The sequence below is a fragment of the Klebsiella sp. TF21-TM genome (genome assembly GCF_019753495.1).
GTDB lineage: Bacteria > Pseudomonadota > Gammaproteobacteria > Enterobacterales > Enterobacteriaceae > Klebsiella > Klebsiella quasipneumoniae.
Genome location: NZ_JAIJYL010000101.1, coordinates 1 through 1,332, shown reverse-complemented (window position 1 = coordinate 1,332; position 1,332 = coordinate 1). Strand labels below are relative to the sequence as shown.

The window sequence follows — 1,332 nt, the reverse complement described above, 5'->3', positions numbered from 1 at the left end:
CGTTCACGCATTACAACGAATGGCATCCGCACAGCGCGCTGGGATATCACTCCCCGAGGGAATACCGGCGGCAGCGGGCATCGTTAACTTAAGATACAAAAGCTGTCCGGAAATGGAGGGGCAAGATCAGTTCCAGGTTTTAATACGTAGTGAAGGTCTTGCTCAATACTCGCCGGACGGAATTATTCATCATCACCGGCAGGGGCTGCAGTGCTGGTATGCACTTTATAGCAGTCCACCCGGCGGGACAATTCATGAAAGCTGGTGGGATCGGACCATCACGCTCAAGACGTAAGACAACATACCTTATAGCCCTGCAAAGCCTTTGCCCCGGAGCGCCACGCTCTGCGTGGGTCGCGACTGTGCACATTTTTGGCATATTCTTTTTTTCTTTTTTTTTATTTTTTCTCTTTTTTTCGTCCGCGCGGCGGGGGCCGGGTCGGGCACGTTGAAGGTCAGGACCCTCAAGGGTATGTTGTCTTACGCAGGCTCTTTTGCTGCCTGTGAGAGGAACCTCTTATCAGAATGGTGATGCTGGCCATCCTCTTCGTCGTCTCATTCAAATCCTGTGAGGATGCTCCCCACTCTGATGGTAGAGGGGGGAGCAGAATAAAACCCACCAGAAAAAAAGACGAAGATCCAACTTGCTGTGCCTGTGGAGGCTGAAGAATGCTGACACGTCCGTTCTCCGGGTTAAAAGGGATGAGCTGGTTTTCTACTGTGCGGAACAGGGGGAGTGGAAGGTACCCGCCTACGCCTGAGTTACGGCACGATGTAGCTACACAGCAACATGCTGTGTAGCCTGGCACCGGAATGCTGCCTAAGCGATACTCCGCTGGACTTCACAGCCGTCACGTGCTGGACAGCGATGGAGAAGAAAACGTTGGTTATGTGAAGGGGCGGGTTATTCAGGGCCGGATTTCGTCTTCTGCAGCTGCTGGTGTTGCCCGAGTTCATAATCAATGAATGCGCCAATCATCGCCCGATAGGTTTTTTCAATAATCGTTTCGGGAAGTCCTGCTTCAGTGGCCTGCTTACGTACCCGGTCGATGATCTGTTGTACTCTGTCAGGTGCACGCACGGATGCCTGATCAGTTTTAAACGCCGCTGCAGCTTTAACGCATTGAGCACGCTGAGCTATGAGTTTGACCAGCTCACTGTCTATCTGATCGATATGATTTCTGACATCAGTTATAGAGCTATATTCCACGAAATCGATCCTATAAACTAGTACAAAAGACCAATATATTATAATGGGGAGCCCGCAGAATTCGGAAAAAATCGTACGCTAAGGTTTTCCGGGCATCCGTAAGGGCCGAAACTTCCCGTCTT

2 protein-coding genes are annotated in these 1,332 nt (G+C 50.9%); one reads left to right on the top strand and one right to left on the bottom strand.

Annotated features, from left to right (window positions below):
• The coding region (locus K5R89_RS27070) for a hypothetical protein (protein WP_221853880.1) at positions 1 to 295 on the top strand (295 nt) is incomplete at its 5' end.
• 609 nt (positions 296 to 904) lie between these two features.
• On the opposite strand, the gene K5R89_RS27065 is transcribed toward K5R89_RS27070, so the two are convergent.
• Positions 905 to 1,210, bottom strand: coding sequence for a chorismate mutase (locus K5R89_RS27065; protein WP_023328947.1), 306 nt, complete (start codon positions 1,208 to 1,210; stop codon positions 905 to 907).
• Positions 1,211 to 1,332: the final 122 nt, after the last annotated feature.